The organism is Bacteroidota bacterium, assembly GCA_016714535.1.
GTDB lineage: Bacteria > Bacteroidota > Bacteroidia > AKYH767-A > OLB10 > JADKFV01.
On record JADKDR010000009.1, the window covers coordinates 146,232 to 161,274 of the forward strand.

Sequence of the window (15,043 nt, forward strand, 5' to 3'; positions counted from 1 at the left end):
GATTAGTTGATAATCTTTCCATACCCATTTGACCAAAGCTGCCCCATGTTCCAGTTTTGCCTGAAAGGCATGTTACAATAGTCCTTTACGATTATTTCATGTGCTTTTATTTCAATTATTCTTAGTTGTTTTATATCGCGGAAGGCGGCCGAAGCCACAATGATATTTTTATCACAATATTCTAATCTTGCTTTTGCCTGCCGCATCATTTTAAAAAGGCCCTTTTTACCTTCATACCACCAGTTTTGTTCTTCGCCTTCTACCACCATTGTATTATGATTTTGTACCGAGCGAAAGGTGTTACGTTTTTCAGGCAATGGAGTGTAAATGTAGGTGCCTGGATCTACTAAAACATCTTTGCCATTCACTTGCAATTCAATGCTCAATTTATCACAATGCACATGCCCCCAACTATGATGAAACCCTTTACCATTACCACATACAAGACTAAGAAATAGATTTTCAGACTGCACCACCAATAGCCCAAAAGCCTCGTAATGCATAAACTGAATATCTTTAATCAAATCTTGTTCGAACTTGAATTGATGCTCATGATGATGTGAATAAACAGGATGTTCCAAAAATCTTTTATCGAAAGTGCTTGATTGATATTTATCAATTACAGCCGACTTTGTTTCTTTTAAAACAGGTTTTTTGCCATTAGCAAGGCTCTTGCTAAACGAATATTCCAAAGGACATTGGCCGGTGTGCTTACTGGTAATTCCATTTGTAAAGGATATAAAAGTCTGATGATTTAAATAATTCTCATCCCAAAATTGAACTTGATTTACCGGATTGCCGACAAGATTTGCATATTTAGCCTTAGCCTGAGAAAACTCCATTAAATATCCGGTTGGAGTTAGTTTAATAAAACGGCCGCTATCATTGTCGCCAATCTGGGTAATGTCGCCATTAGGTTTGGTTATGTCACTTGTAAACTGAGCAGCAGCTTGCATCCTATGAAAAACAATGGCAATCTTACCGGTCAATTTTTGCTCATTCCATAAATTGTGTAAGTCATTCTTCAGCAATGAAAAATAAGCGGCATCAAAAAGCGGTTCCATATCTCTTGAAATACTGTTTTGAGAAAAAAGTATTTTCATTTTTTCAGCCTTTTTACCTAATAATAAACTTAATGCAGATGCCAATGCCTCGGCACTTAAGCGATGATATGATGTTGAGCCTTCGAAGTTTGTTCCTTCGCTAAAAAATTGCCTTTCGCCTTCCTGCATCAGCTCTTGTAATGATAATACGAGCCAATCGTTAATTTCGTTAGTGCCTGAAAGAAAATTTGTGATAAAAAACAAACCTACCACATTGCATAAATAATGATTGCTGGTTAAGCCCTCCTGATATTCAAAATGGTTATAAATAAATTGCCCGTGCTGCAACAAATAGCTATGAAGCAGGCTGCTGAACTCCGCATTGAGAATTCCGGTTTTATCCAATTGTAAAAACAAGTCATGAGCCATGCAGATATTAGCTGCCCTAATGCCTATATCCATAGCGCAGCTCCAGTTAACTCCAATACCACATGGGTTAATGGCCATGAAATCGAGCAATTGCGCTTTATATTCTGTAACCGCCTTAACTTGATTGCCGGTTAGTTTACCAAATATTGCCAATTGCAATAGATGCTGCATTCTTCCAAGTTCCCATGGCACTTTAATATCGATACCACTTCCGCGAATTTGACTGAATTGCTGATTATACGGCAGGCATGAGTCGAAACGAAAGCCTGATTTATGATCCTTGCACCAATCAATAAGTTGATAGTCGGGTTTTGTTTTAAATGCTGATTGCAACAATTGAAATGAAAAGGGAATATATGCCGGTGGCAAAAGTTGTTGAAGAAAGCTTTCAAGATTGGATATATCCAATTTCAAATCTGATGAGTATTTGTTTCCCTCTACTCCCGGAGCCTGAGTTTGGTAATCAAGGTTAACCCAACCACTTCCTAACAAATCCATGTAATGTTGCCCATTGGCATTTGAATACATGTTCCAATGATAGATTGCTACTTCTTGATTAAGATTGGATAAGTCTAAAGCATCCAAATCAAGGTGCGAATTAAACTGCAGTTGTGTGGCGAAATTGTATCTGGGATCAACGGCTAATAGCCTTGCGTTTTTAGCAGGCATTTGCTTTTTCTCTTGAATATTACGCCAAACCTTCTTGACAAGGGTAACAAAAGGAAAATCAAATTTATTAAGCCAAAGCTGAATGGATTTCAAATTAGAAAAATTGGACTGTAAAAGTACGAAAAATAAAAAAAAACAATTTTTTCAATTATCAACCCTCGTTTATAAGCCAAGGAATAGCTAGTTATTAAATAGAAAACTTCGCTATTTTTTACTTCTGAAAAAGTGTATGTAGTGCATGCGATTCTATCTTCGAAAAAAAAATAAAGCCAGCACTACCGAAATAAAATTACCTTTGTGCGCCAATAAACAAAACCATGTTTTATGGCAAAAAAATCAGCAGAAAAATTTCTTGGCGAAGGGTTGACTTACGATGATGTTTTGTTAGTGCCGGCATATTCAGAAGTGCTGCCTCGCGAAACAGATATTACAACGCATTTTACCCAAAACATTATTCTCAATGCTCCTTTTATATCGGCTGCAATGGATACGGTTACTGAGAGCGCCTTAGCCATATCAATGGCTCAGGAAGGTGGTATAGGGGTGTTACACAAAAACATGAGCATAGAGTCGCAAGCGGCAGAGGTTCGCAAAGTAAAGCGCTCTGAAAGTGGGATGATTCTTGACCCGGTTACACTTACTACCAAAGCTACTATTGGCGATGCACTGCAAATGATGAAAGAAAATAAAATTGGTGGAATTCCGATAATTGATGCAGAAAAAAAACTGGTTGGTATATTAACCAACCGCGATTTAAGGTTCGAACGAAATTTAAAACGCAGCGTAACCGAAGTGATGACCAGCAAAAATCTGATTACAGTTACTGGCGTTGTCGATTTTCAAAAAGCAGAAGTGTTGCTGATGCAATATCGGATAGAAAAACTTCCGGTAGTTGATAAACATTACCGCCTAATTGGATTAATTACGTATAAAGACATTATGAAATTCCGCTCACGTCCCGACTCGTGCAAAGACAAACTTGGAAGATTGCGCGTAGCTGCAGCCGTAGGCATAACAGCCGATATGCTTGATCGGGTATCGGCCCTGGTAACTGTTGGGGTTGATGCCATAAGCATAGACACTGCACATGCGCATAGCAAGGGCGTAATTACAGCCTTGAAAACAGTAAAGAGTCGATATCCTAACCTGGATGTTGTTTGCGGAAATATTGGCACTGCCGATGCTGCACGTGCCCTGGTAAAGGCTGGTGCCGATGCAGTTAAAGTTGGTATTGGCCCCGGTTCTATTTGCACCACACGTATTGTTGCAGGTGTAGGTGTACCGCAGTTGTTTGCCGTTTACAATGTGGCACAAGCATTAAAAGGATCGGGAATTCCTGTTATTGCCGATGGTGGTATACGCTACTCCGGTGATGTTGCAAAGGCCATAGCTGCCGGTGCACATAGTGTTATGATTGGCGGCATGTTTGCTGGCGTAGAGGAATCGCCCGGAGAAACAATTATTTTTGAAGGAAGAAAATTTAAATCCTATAGAGGAATGGGAAGTATTGAAGCAATGCGCGAAGGAAGTAAAGACCGCTATTTTCAGGATGTTGAAGATGATATAAAAAAATTGGTTCCTGAGGGAATTGTTGGACGAGTACCCTATAAAGGAACGCTGGCCGAAGAAATGTATCAACTAAAAGGAGGGTTAAAAGCTAGCATGGGATATTGCGGAGCAAAAAATATTGAAACATTACAAAAGGCTCAGTTTGTGCGCATCACCAATTCCGGTATTAATGAAAGTCATCCGCATTCGATTCAAATAACAAAAGAAGCCCCTAATTATAAGCGATAATATCAGGGGCTTGTTTCTTTAATTGGTTGAAAGAAAAACTATTTTTCGAATCAGGCTTTGTTTTCTCCGCTTAAACTGTCTTTGGTATCTTTAATTTTTTGTTTTGCGGCTTCTCCTAAATCTTCAAATTTCTCTTCGGCTTTGTTTGCAAGGTCTGCAGCTTGTTTTTTTACATCATCAAACATAGCGCTAGCTTTTTCCTTTATACCCGACTCCTCCACTTTGTGCTTCAATTGTTCAATCTGATCTCCGGCCTTGTCGGCAAGGTCTTTTAAGTCACCTTTCAATTCTTCAGTCTTGGCAGCTATTTTTTCTTTAATGCCGCTTTCGTCCAGTTGCTGTTTAAACTCTGCTGCTTTTTGCTCTGCTTGCTCCGCAAGATCTTTTACCTTGTCTTCTAACTGATCTTTTAACTCGTCAGCCTTGTCAGCAAATTCGCTTACTTTTTTCCTTATGCTATCAAATAGCCCTTCTGATTTTTCTTGTTCACTCATTTTAATTGATATTAATTTAATAAATATTATTTTCCGAAGTTAGCACATTCTATACCATAGTTGTAACAAAAACAGAAAAAAAATATGAAAAATTTTAAGCAGCATCAGGCAATACAAATTCTTGAACTCACTCCGGCAGTTCTTCATACCCTATTAGGTGGTCTTGATAATGGATGGATAAACTGCAAAGAAGGTGAAAACACATGGATTTCATTTGATGTGGTAGGTCACCTTTTGCATGGAGAACAGACAGATTATATTGAGTGTTTAACTATTATTCTTTCAGAAAACACCGATAAAAAATTTTAAGCCATTGACCGCTTTGCACAGTTTGAAACAAGCCGTAGCAAAACCATTTTGCAATTACTCGATGAGTTTAAAAATGCAAGAATGTCTAATCTAAATTACTTTAGCAAAATAGATGTCACCGATAAAATGCTCAACAGCACCGGTAAACATCGGTGTTTTGCACCATGACCTAGCACTAATTGCTGACCACGAGGGTAGCGCATGATTTGGACCATAACAAGCAGATAGTTAGAGTAATGGCCAAAAAACACACTAAAACTGTAGGCCCGTGGGTTCAATATTTTAAAATATTAATTCAGAAATAATGGAAAAACTAAAAATTAACACCGTGGATGAGTATATAGCACAAATGCCTGAATCACAAAAGTTTATGCTTGAATCTATTCGAAGTATAATTAAGTCGGCTGCGCCAATGGCTACAGAAGTAATAAGTTACCAAATGCCTGCATATAAACTACATACAGTATTGGTATATTTTGCTTCAAATAAAAATCATGTAGGATTTTATCCAACCAACAAGCCTATCGAAATATTTAAAGAACAATTGAAAAATTATAAAACATCGAAGGGTGCTATTCAATTTCCATTAAATCAAAAATTACCGGTAACACTTATAAAAAAAATAGTTGCCTATAGGATAAAAATGGATCTGGAACAAGCGGCTTTAAAAAAGAAAAAGAAGTAACCTTTTTTATCTAAAGTAGAGTATACCTTTGCAGGCAAAAGTGTACCTTTCAATAAAGAGAAATGATAGAAATAAACGAGAACACCGAAGTTGTTATAAAAACTTTTCATGGCTTAGAAGAAGTATTAGCAAAAGAATGCGAAATGCTTGGTGCAACCAATGTTCAACCAAAAATAAGAGCAGTAAGCTGTAATGCTGATTTAGAATTAATTTATAAATTGAACTATTGCTGCAGAACCGCACTTCGTGTACTGATACCGATACACCAATTTGAATGCACCTTCGAGAATGACTTGTATGAGGGATGCCATCATTTTGAGTGGACCAATATATTTGATGTTAAAAACACATTTGCAATAAGTGCAACGTTGGTCAATTCGCATCTCACCCATACGCAATATGCTTCGCTAAAAGCGAAGGATGGAATAGTAGATTACTTTCGTAAAAAACTTAATTCCCGTCCTGATGTAGACCCCGATAAGCCGGATATCTTGATACAAATACATATTAGCCATAACAAATGCACCATTTATATTGATAGCAGCAATACTATTTTATACAAAAGAGGCTGGCGACTTGAGCAACACAAAGCACCGTTAAACGAAGTTCTTGCAGCAGGTATATTGCATCTTGCAGAATATAGCGGTCAAACTCCCCTGCTTGATTTTATGTGCGGCAGCGGAACAATTGCAATAGAAGCCTTGATGATGGCCAAGCAAATTCCTGCAGGTTATTACCGCAACGATTTCGGATTTATGAAATGGAACAATTATGATAAGGCGCTATGGGCAAAAGTGGTAGAAGAAGCGAATGCCAGAATACAAAAGGCTGCACAACCTGTATATGCTTCGGATATAAATTTTTATGCCATTGATGCGGCTTTAAAAAATGCGTATGATGCCAACCTTGACGACCAAATAATAATTGAGAAAAAAGATTTCAGAGAACTTTCGAAGCCACATGATAGTGGAATAATTGTAACCAACCCGCCTTATAATATTCGGATTGAAGAAGAGGAATTGATTGCTTTGTATAAGGATGTAGGCAACACGCTGAAAAGAAATTTTAGCGGTTGGAAAGCATTTATACTTGCCGGTGATTTGCATGCTGCCAAATTTATTGGTCTTAAACCATCGCGCAAGCAAATTGTATTTAACGGTCCTATAGAATGCCGTTTACTTACTTTTAATTTGTTTGAAGGAAAAAAATATCAGAAAAAACCGGAACCCGAAGTTTGAGAATCAAACTTCAATTTAGTACACCATAATTTTCTTTACAATTCTGCTGTACTCCGTATCGATGGTTAATAAATATACCGAAGGTGGAAGTGGAATATGGAAACTTTGGTATGCCTGCAGTTGGCCATTGGTGCAGTAAATTTGTTTTCCGAAATTATTAAAGATGCAAATTCTTGCCTTTGCCCCTACTAAATCTTCGCTTACTGCAAAATGCAAATACTCTTGATTGTAAGTATAGTTTAAAAGCAAGTCTTCGGTGCTGGCATTCAAAACAACTTCGATATTTGAATAATATGTCACACCAGAAATATCAATCATTTTTAAGCGATAATAACTCCGCCCCTTGTATGGCTGCAAATCTGTTGCTTCATAACTTGAATTATTTCCTTTAGCAGGAATTGTAACAACATCTGCAAACTCAAAATAATTATTTGCCCGCTGCACAACAAAACTTTGAGCATCTATTTCTTCAAGTGTTTGCCACTTACAATCCACATGACCTTTGGATAATACTGCATTAAAACTAAAAAGTCTTACCGGTAAAGGTGTAGGAACGGTGGCAATGGTGAAAGGTGAAAACGTATTAATTGGGCCCGAGCTTGTAATTGTACCTGCAGCAAGAGTTCCGGTGGTGCCACCATTTCCATGATCTTGCCAGGTATTGATACCATCGCAGCGCGCTACACGCAAATCTCCAACAACAAAAACATTACAACTTGGCGATGGGGTAACCCAAGATAATGTTACTGTGCGTCCGGTGCTGCCCGCCTGACGATCAATTTGCCAATACTCGCTGCAACTGATAGCACTTAGCGTAGGTACTCTGTTATTCAAACATGGCGCTAACGTTTGTGGATTAACCAAAAAATATTCGGCAGTAAAAATATCATCGGTGCCGGTAACAAATAAGCGTACACTATCTACAGCAAAAGATGGATCGGTGCCGGTGCCATCAATATTATTAACCCATCTAAAACCAATCTTTACATTCGGATTGTTGTTGGCAGCAGCCGGTAACACTGTTGTAAATTGTGTCCATCTCCCCTGCCCTCCACCACAAGTCGTAGTTTTAGCCATATCTGCAACTTGTATCCACGCAGTGCCATCAAAATACCAAAAGGTGGCATTATCCAAGGTGGTTTGACCACCTTCAATATATCTGAAGGCAACATTAATATTTGACTGACCAGTTAGGTTTATTAACGGTGACTCTATACGTTTGTCAGCAGCAGGACTTGATCCTCCACATAAATTAAAACTGCATGCATCATAAGCAGCACCACAATCACCATTTAATGCAGTACAAACAACGCACGTGCAATAGGATCCTGGATTTGCTCCTACATGCAAGGTGGCATCGCTACCACAACCGGAGCCGCAACTGCCCGATGTTTGGCCATTCTCGGCACAACTAACGAACCAATTATTAGGTGCTGCACCACCACCTAAAATAGTTTGTGTCCATGCCCCATTGGGTCCTACATAAGTATTGGCATAGCATCCTTCGGTGCATCCATTATTAAAATCTTCGCTCCATAACAAAGTGGTGCCAGCACCACCTCCAACACCAAGGCCGCATTGTCGGTACAAATTATTTTTACCAATTGGGAAGGTAAAAGCCGTATTACCATTTTTACGCAAAGGGCCATGAACAAAACTATTGTTGGATTGAGAAGTTGCTGAACTTGCATTACTCATTATGATTAATCCATTGGGCGATGCAGCAGTAAAAAATCGGCCTAGAACACAATTCAAATTGGCATCAATATTTATATCGCGTGTTACATTAACATCATTACTTGATTTTCGAATTTCACAACGGTTAATAATAATTGTTCCGGTACCCGAAACAGTTTGTGCAGCGCCACCTAAAAACTTTACAGCACGTTGCAAGGTTCCATTATGTGTAAGTAATCCATTCACTATCAGGTTGCCGAATACATTCACACTATCGCCTCGTATATTAAATGTGCAAAACTGATTAATGGTCATATTGCCCAATATGTTTAATGCGTTATTATAGACCGTATCAACAACGGTAATTGCATTTGCTGCAGATGGTCCTGCTATGTGTAAGTTACCTTTTACAGTGCAAGGATTTGCAGCAAAAAAATACGTACCCACAGCAGTTGCGTTATATGGTGACCCCGAAACATTTTCAAAACTAAGATTGGGATAAAACATATTAGCTGTAGTCATTGTAGGAAGAATGGCAGCAGCTGTTTTTCTTAATATCCACTGCCCGGTAGCAGGTATGGTAGCAATTCCTCCATTGTAATTATTTTGATATACACTAGAAACAGAATTCAGCGTTTTGATAAATGTGCCATTTGCACCCATGGTCCAGGTTGTTCCTGCAATCCAATTACTATTAAGATAATGTGTAGTGCTGGAAGGTAATGAGTCCATCCATGTGCCATTTATCGTAATATCTGTTGCTGCTCCGTTGTTCAAATGCAGATGCGAAAATTTCATATTCAACTGACCACCTGCATCTACAACTACTTCATCTATTCTAAGATTCGAATTATTGTTCCAATAATTTAGTGTATCAATATTTACTGTGTGGCCATTGCGAATGGTAATGGTTCGAGCACCATAAGTAGGAATGGTATCGGCAGCAATCCAGGTAATGTTATCAGCACTATATTGCCACACGGCTTTATTTTTCCAACTCCCCGATGCAATGGTTCGGTAATATCCACTCGGGTTGCAATTTACCACTAACTCATCTATACGACTTGTGCCACCTGCAGCAACCGCTGCACCCCCAACACTCGTATTGCTGGTCATAATCCAACGCAAATAAACCGAAGGTTGATTGTTGCACGCTGCCGGTAATGGCACCTGATTTACATATGCTGTTGTTGTTGTAAAATTGTCAGCATTTAGAATTCCAGAAGCTCCGGGTAAGTCAACATACACTCCTGCCAAACCAATTTTATATTGAATTTTCCAATCGCGAGGACCGGTATTTGAGCTGCGTTGCTTGCTTGATACATCCAGATTGCCAAGTCCGGTAGTATTAAATTCTATTTCCCAAAACTTGGTACCATTCCCATTATCCCATCCTGAGCACCAAGCGGCCTGATTATATGCTCCGGTGTTAGTTCCGTAGCCAACTGCTGCGGTACCTCCTGCGGTTATTAATGTTTTACCAATATTGTTTGGAGTGGTACTTGCATTATTTGCTGCCGAAGTTCCTATAGCTGGAAAATTCCATTCTACAACGGTTAATTGTGCATTAGCCTCTATGAAAACGGCAAGCAATAATATGAGTAATCGATATTTCATTAAGTGGATTTAATATTTATCCAAAGCAAGTTTTACAAATATAACAATAAATAAAAATAGCAATCAAGCAACCTGCAAATATTGCACCTAAGATACCAACAAAGCTGCCTGCACGCATAAATCTACCAAACGGAACCTAACAAGTTGATTGCCAAGGCACGATAAATTGCAAAAAAAATAATCTGGCTTGGGGGTATTCATCCATTTGGTTGTCTCTATGATATAAACCACTAATAAAACAGAAAAATGAAAAGAATACTTAGTTTATTAATCGCTTGCTATTGTATAGCCATTGTATCAAGCTCATGTCGTAAAAATTTTGAAAAGGGTGAAGGCAGCATACGCACCGAAACAAGAGTGCTATCGGCATTTAACAAAATAGAAGTTGAACTAAGTGCCGAGGTATACATATATAATTCAACCAAGTATGAGGTAGTTGTTAGCGACTATCAAAACCTGATTCCGCTAATTAAAACTGAAGTAAACGGAACTAAATTATGCATTGATGCCAAAAATTTCACTTACCTGCGAAACAGCAAATTACGTATTGACATATATACCCCTGCCGCTAATCAAATCAACATAAATGGCTCTGCAACGTTAGTGTATGATGAGGTGCCCGGTCTTAGCTCGCTTGACATTACCATTAATGGCAATGGCGATATCAGTCTTAGTAAAGGAAGTGCAACCAATGCCACCTATAAAATAAATGGAAGTGGAAACATAAAAGCAGCGATGATGAAAGCTACCTATGTGAAGGTGGATATAAGCGGTAGTGGCGATGTAAGATGCTATGCCGAAAGAGAGCTTGATATAGAAATTAGCGGAAGTGGCGATGTATACTATCTTGGCAATCCTGTAGTACATACAAGCATTAGTGGCTCGGGCAATATTCATAAGATGTAATGAATTAATCTAACTTTGCATGATTCTACCTCTTGTGCATAACGCCCCATCACATACTAATAACATCATTTCTCTCGCTGAAGAATATCAATTTGAAAAATTTTTCAAATTGTATTATGGCAAGTTGTGTGCTTTTGCCTTCAGCTATACCAAGGATAAGGATGATGCCGAAGAGGTGGTACAACAACTATTTACTGAGTTGTGGAGCAGCAGGCAAACGGTACAAATGGAACGTATACAATCATATTTATACAGCAGTGTTCGCAACAAATGTTTAAATCAAATTAAACATGAAAGGATAAAGCAACAACATGCAATGTATGTGATAAATAGTAGCGAAGAAGCCTCAGGAGGAATGCAGAAACTTGAAGTGAAAGAATTGCAGAAAAAAATAAACGAAGCCATCGAATCGCTCCCTGACCAGTGCAAACTCGTTTTTAAAATGAACCGCATAGAAGGAATGCGCTATGGCGAAATTGCGCTTGCCACCAACCTAAGTCCTAAAACGGTAGAAAACCATATTGGCAGAGCTTTAAAAATACTGCGTACCAACCTTAAAGATTTTATGATATTGATAATGATTTATAAACTTTATATGTAAATAAATTGAAACCAACTGAAGACATAGATATACTGCTGGCAAAATATTTTGCTGCTGAAACGAACGCTGAACAGGAAAGTTATATTGAAAAGTGGCGTTCGCTTTCAGAAGAAAATGAGTTGCTGTTTGTTCAGAGTGCACAAGTGTTTGCAATGGCAGACACTTCATTTGGCACAAATGAATTTGACACTAATCCAGCCTGGAATAAAATTAAGGAAAAGAAAACAGGTCGTACTATTCCGTTTAATTCATTTAGATTCAACTTTGTAAACATAGCTGCCTCCATTTTACTTGTTGCGGGACTTTCTTTTGTTTGGTTTAAATATAAATCAACAGATAGTGAGACACACCTGTATACCTTAAAAACAACTGATAAAATTCTTAATGGCACCTTGCCCGATGGGAGCACGTTTACCTTAAATCGTCATAGTGCTATAACCTATGATACGGTATTGTTCTCTAAAAATCGCACCTTAGCCATGCAAGGCGAAGGATTTTTTACAGTTGTACATAATGATCGTAATCCTTTTAAAATAGAAACCAACGGTTTAATTATTACAGATATAGGCACCTCCTTTAATGTAAAGTCACTTAACAACGGACTTGTGCAGGTAAACGTAAAAGAAGGCATAGTAGAACTTGATAACGAATCCATAGAGTCACAACAGATTAAAGCTGGCGAACAAGCAAATTATCTGTTAGCAAATCATTCATTAACAAAAACAGAAATTACCGATAAGAACTACACCGCATACATGGATAAGGTATTAATATTTGATAATGTTCCATTAGTAGAAATAACACGCACTTTGGCCGATGTGTATGCATGCACATTTGAGTATGCAAACAAGGAGTTGATGAATTGTCGATTTACAGGAACATTTAATAACGAGTCGCTTGATGATATATTGAAGATAATTACTGAAACATTAAAACTTACCGAAACTAAAAACGAGAGCAATTATGTTATCAATGGACCGGGCTGTAACTAACACCATATTAGTTCTGTTAATCATGCTGATTAACTTATCGACTAAGGCGCAAGAGTCCAACTTGCTTGAGCAGTCAATTACGCTGGATGTAAGAGAACAAACTGTAGCAAACATACTTCGCCTTATAGAAGAACAGGCTAAATTTACTTTCGTATACAGTACCAATCAGGTCAATGTGAGTAGTATTAAAACTTTAAAAGTTTCCAATTCGCGAATTCGTGAGGTGCTGAATATGCTGTTCGAAAACAAGGTTGTATATAAGCAACGGGGTAATCATATTATTTTGCAACCATCACCAACTGCATCGAGAATTAGAATTGATGGATATATCATAGATGGGATTACAAATAAAAAAATTTCGCAAGCAAGTATTTTCGATAAAGTGCGCAGAGTATCAGCAATAAGTAATAAATACGGATATTATGTTTTGCAGCTAGAACCCGGCAAAGACAAACTCAAACTATTTGTAAACAAGCAGAACTATAAAGACACTGTAGTTTATGTTGCTTACCAAAACAACAAATCAATAAATATAGAAATTTATCCGGCACAGGAATCACAAGATAGCACCGGGTCAATAGATACAACTCGAATTACAATTGATAGCGCGCAGAATAGCATTGATAACTTTGCTTTGGTAAAGTTGCTTACCAGCGAACTCGAGCAGGTGCATTCTCAAAATATTAAAGACACCATGCATCGCAGGTTTCAGGTATCCTTCTTGCCTTATATTGGTACCAACATGCATCTTAGTGGGCAGGTTGTAAACGATGTTTCTCTAAATATTCTAGGAGGCTACAATATGGGAGTGACCGGTACCGAAGTTGGTTTGTTTATGAATATGAATCGTGGTGATGTTAAAAAAATTCAAGTGGCGGGCTTTGGCAATATTAATGGAGGCCATACATCCGGATTTCAGGCAGCAGGTTTTTTAACTTTAATAAAAGAACAACCAAGGGAGTACAACTTGCAGGATTTACAAATATTAACGGTGACAGTACACGTGGACTGTCAATTAGTGGATTTGCCAATTACTACAGGTTACCTGTGCATGGCTTGATCTTAGCAGGATTTAGCAACACCTGCTACGATGATAATCATGCATTATCGTTAGCGGGGTTTATGAATTTAAATAATGGCTATGCATCGCATTGGCAAATAGCGGGAGGCGTAAACGCCTCCCGCAAAAAAGCGCGCGGATTACAATTAGCCGGTATTGCTAATATAAATGCGGATACGTTGCATGGCTCTCAAATAGCAGGTGTACTTAATGTTGCACGCAGAACTGTAGGTTTACAGATAGGGTTAATAAATGTAGCTGATAGTGTAACCAAGGGTTCCTTTGGCTTCCTTAGTTTTGTAAGAAAGGGGGTGCATCAACTTGAGATAAGCACCAACGAAACCTTTGCCTATAATGCAGTATTGCGCACAGGTTCTCACAAATTTTACACCGCCTTGTATGCCGGCATGCAACCTTATAGTGGAGCATCAGCAATTCAATACTACGGATATGGTATTGGTTACAATGTGAAGCTTTCAAAAAAGTCTAATCTTAATCTCGATTTAAGCTCGCATCAATTGGTTCGTGATTTTAATTTTAATAGTTATAATCCGTATGCACGGTTTGATGTAACTTACGAATATTTTATCGGGAAGAAAATTGCCATTACCGCAGGACCATCAATTGCAGCACTTGGCAACAGTTTGTCAACATGGAATACGGTACCCAGCTACGAGGCAGTATTACCAAATATAAATACGTATCAGCAAAACATTGGAAATTATAATTATACTTATTGGTTTGGAGCTAAAGCAGGAATCCGATTTTTCTAAAGTATAACATGGAGATTTCAAATGAAATGTTGTTTAATCTCCTCCACAGCCAGAACTGCAACTACTGCAGCTATTGGAGTCGCCAGCCGAATCCGAAGATGAACTATCAGTACCCATATCGTCCCAACTTGCTCCGGCACCACCACCACCGAATTCGCCATTACCAAATTCCACCTCGCCCATATCTATACCCGGAAACATAGATATTAAAGGAGCCACATATTCACTTGTTCCTGAGCTATCAGAGCTAATTGAGCTTCCATACTCTTTGTGCTTTAAAGGAGCACCCTTGAACTTTGTTTCATCCCAAATATCGGAAGGAGGTTCCATTCCAAATTCAACTTTGTAAAGTTGAATTGTTTGGAAATATTGCGCTTGAAATGCTTCTGTTTGACTTTCCAAAGAAACTAACTCGGGGCTATGATCAAAGTTATGATGAATTACTTCTGTACAAAAATTACGATAACCTGCACTAAACAATAAGTGCTCGTGCCACACCTGATCGATTGCCTTGGATGGGGTCACACTAAAATCACTCACTACACCCAGGTAAACAAACTTCTTGTACTCCCAAATTGCCTTTCGTGTAAATCCCTTTGCCCATTTTAATTTACGCGAAAGTTTATGTGCAAAGGATTTAGCCGAAGGATGCTGTCCTCCGAATTTCGCAACAATCTCATCCCATAAGTGCGTTGGTACCAGATGATCAAATTGGTAATTCGCAATGTTTAACCACAGCGCCTTTTTGTTCAT

At 38.4% G+C, this 15,043-nt stretch carries 13 protein-coding genes; 9 read left to right on the top strand and 4 right to left on the bottom strand.

Annotated elements, in window-relative coordinates; all coding sequences use genetic code 11:
* Nucleotides 1-2: 2 nt before the first annotated feature.
* Nucleotides 3-2,141, bottom strand: coding sequence for an alginate lyase family protein (locus IPO27_13205; protein ID MBK8847442.1), 2,139 nt, complete (start codon nucleotides 2,139-2,141; stop codon nucleotides 3-5).
* A 324-nt stretch (nucleotides 2,142-2,465) separates the two neighbouring features.
* Between IPO27_13205 and guaB the strand changes: the two genes are divergently transcribed.
* Nucleotides 2,466-3,938 (top strand): IMP dehydrogenase, encoded by a 1,473-nt coding sequence (gene guaB, locus IPO27_13210; protein ID MBK8847443.1) that lies wholly within the window; start codon nucleotides 2,466-2,468, stop codon nucleotides 3,936-3,938.
* Nucleotides 3,939-3,988: 50 nt separating this feature from the next.
* On the opposite strand, the gene IPO27_13215 is transcribed toward guaB, so the two are convergent.
* Nucleotides 3,989-4,432: a hypothetical protein gene (locus IPO27_13215; GenBank protein MBK8847444.1), complete on the bottom strand. Its 444-nt coding sequence runs from the start codon at nucleotides 4,430-4,432 to the stop codon at nucleotides 3,989-3,991.
* Between the two features lie 84 nt (nucleotides 4,433-4,516).
* On the opposite strand from IPO27_13215, the gene IPO27_13220 reads away from it, so the two are divergent.
* The 3 genes from IPO27_13220 (at nucleotide 4,517) to IPO27_13230 (ending at nucleotide 6,664) form a co-directional block, all read left to right on the top strand.
* Nucleotides 4,517-4,741: a hypothetical protein gene (locus tag IPO27_13220; protein ID MBK8847445.1), complete on the top strand. Its 225-nt coding sequence runs from the start codon at nucleotides 4,517-4,519 to the stop codon at nucleotides 4,739-4,741.
* A gap of 304 nt (nucleotides 4,742-5,045) precedes the next feature.
* Nucleotides 5,046-5,426, top strand: a complete 381-nt coding sequence (locus IPO27_13225) for a DUF1801 domain-containing protein (GenBank protein MBK8847446.1) — start codon at nucleotides 5,046-5,048, stop codon at nucleotides 5,424-5,426.
* 62 nt (nucleotides 5,427-5,488) lie between these two features.
* On the top strand, nucleotides 5,489-6,664 hold the full coding sequence (locus IPO27_13230) for a class I SAM-dependent RNA methyltransferase (GenBank protein MBK8847447.1): 1,176 nt from the start codon (nucleotides 5,489-5,491) through the stop codon (nucleotides 6,662-6,664).
* Between the two features lie 15 nt (nucleotides 6,665-6,679).
* On the opposite strand, the gene IPO27_13235 is transcribed toward IPO27_13230, so the two are convergent.
* On the bottom strand, nucleotides 6,680-9,958 hold the full coding sequence (locus tag IPO27_13235; GenBank protein ID MBK8847448.1) for a hypothetical protein: 3,279 nt from the start codon (nucleotides 9,956-9,958) through the stop codon (nucleotides 6,680-6,682).
* A gap of 246 nt (nucleotides 9,959-10,204) precedes the next feature.
* Between IPO27_13235 and IPO27_13240 the strand changes: the two genes are divergently transcribed.
* From IPO27_13240 to IPO27_13260, 5 genes are read left to right on the top strand one after another with little or no spacing between them, the layout of a single operon-like run.
* Complete coding sequence (locus IPO27_13240) at nucleotides 10,205-10,864, top strand: DUF2807 domain-containing protein (protein MBK8847449.1); 660 nt, start codon at nucleotides 10,205-10,207, stop codon at nucleotides 10,862-10,864.
* 19 nt (nucleotides 10,865-10,883) lie between these two features.
* Nucleotides 10,884-11,465 (top strand): RNA polymerase sigma-70 factor, encoded by a 582-nt coding sequence (locus IPO27_13245; GenBank protein MBK8847450.1) that lies wholly within the window; start codon nucleotides 10,884-10,886, stop codon nucleotides 11,463-11,465.
* Between the two features lie 5 nt (nucleotides 11,466-11,470).
* Nucleotides 11,471-12,457 (top strand): DUF4974 domain-containing protein, encoded by a 987-nt coding sequence (locus tag IPO27_13250; GenBank protein ID MBK8847451.1) that lies wholly within the window; start codon nucleotides 11,471-11,473, stop codon nucleotides 12,455-12,457.
* Between the two features lie 22 nt (nucleotides 12,458-12,479).
* Nucleotides 12,480-13,517 carry an STN domain-containing protein gene (locus tag IPO27_13255; GenBank protein MBK8847452.1) on the top strand — a complete coding sequence of 346 codons (1,038 nt, stop codon included), beginning with the start codon at nucleotides 12,480-12,482 and terminating at the stop codon, nucleotides 13,515-13,517.
* Nucleotides 13,505-14,290 (top strand): hypothetical protein, encoded by a 786-nt coding sequence (locus IPO27_13260; protein ID MBK8847453.1) that lies wholly within the window; start codon nucleotides 13,505-13,507, stop codon nucleotides 14,288-14,290. The genes IPO27_13255 and IPO27_13260 overlap by 13 nt, the downstream gene beginning before the upstream one ends.
* Nucleotides 14,291-14,323: 33 nt before the next feature.
* On the opposite strand, the gene IPO27_13265 is transcribed toward IPO27_13260, so the two are convergent.
* Nucleotides 14,324-15,043 (bottom strand): hypothetical protein, encoded by a 720-nt coding sequence (locus IPO27_13265; protein ID MBK8847454.1) that lies wholly within the window; start codon nucleotides 15,041-15,043, stop codon nucleotides 14,324-14,326.

Excerpts from the sequence above, each read along its gene's own strand:
- IPO27_13220 (MBK8847445.1), top strand. The coding sequence starts at position 4,517 with ATGAAAAATTTTAAGCAGCATCAGGCAATACAAATTCTTGAACTCACT.
- IPO27_13240 (MBK8847449.1), top strand. The coding sequence starts at position 10,205 with ATGAAAAGAATACTTAGTTTATTAATCGCTTGCTATTGTATAGCCATT.
- IPO27_13215 (MBK8847444.1), bottom strand. The coding sequence starts at position 4,432 with ATGAGTGAACAAGAAAAATCAGAAGGGCTATTTGATAGCATAAGGAAA.
- IPO27_13255 (MBK8847452.1), top strand. The coding sequence starts at position 12,480 with ATGCTGATTAACTTATCGACTAAGGCGCAAGAGTCCAACTTGCTTGAG.
- guaB (MBK8847443.1), top strand. The coding sequence starts at position 2,466 with ATGGCAAAAAAATCAGCAGAAAAATTTCTTGGCGAAGGGTTGACTTAC.
- IPO27_13265 (MBK8847454.1), bottom strand. The coding sequence starts at position 15,043 with ATGAACAAAAAGGCGCTGTGGTTAAACATTGCGAATTACCAATTTGAT.
- IPO27_13205 (MBK8847442.1), bottom strand. The coding sequence starts at position 2,141 with ATGCCTGCTAAAAACGCAAGGCTATTAGCCGTTGATCCCAGATACAAT.
- IPO27_13230 (MBK8847447.1), top strand. The coding sequence starts at position 5,489 with ATGATAGAAATAAACGAGAACACCGAAGTTGTTATAAAAACTTTTCAT.
- IPO27_13245 (MBK8847450.1), top strand. The coding sequence starts at position 10,884 with ATGATTCTACCTCTTGTGCATAACGCCCCATCACATACTAATAACATC.
- IPO27_13235 (MBK8847448.1), bottom strand. The coding sequence starts at position 9,958 with ATGAAATATCGATTACTCATATTATTGCTTGCCGTTTTCATAGAGGCT.
- IPO27_13225 (MBK8847446.1), top strand. The coding sequence starts at position 5,046 with ATGGAAAAACTAAAAATTAACACCGTGGATGAGTATATAGCACAAATG.